The organism is Bradyrhizobium sp. Kon10 (assembly GCF_055807395.1).
Map to the genome: position 1 here is coordinate 1 of NZ_JBVVOZ010000217.1, position 273 is coordinate 273.

At 61.2% G+C, this 273-nt stretch carries 1 pseudogene; it reads right to left on the reverse strand.

Annotated elements, in window-relative coordinates:
* A pseudogene (locus AC0L2O_RS36775) lies at window positions 1-273 on the reverse strand (amylo-alpha-1,6-glucosidase); the annotation flags it as partial.

The following is a 273-nucleotide window of genomic DNA, read 5'->3' on the forward strand; positions in this document are numbered from 1 at the left end:
TTCTCCGTCGATTGCCAAAGCATAGAAATCTCGGTCCGGCATCCAGAAATGCGTTTCCACCGCCTCACGGATCCTCTCTGCCAGGGCGCTCCAGTGCGCCGCCTTTGCATCGTCGCCGCGTCTGGCGGCCAGCGCGGCCATACCTTGATATGCGGCGAAGACATAACCTTGCACCTCGACCAATGCGATCGGCCCTTTGGGGATCGTGCCGTCGGCATGGAAGATGGCATCGGCGCTGTCCTTCCAGCCTTGGTTGAACAGACCCGTGTCGGC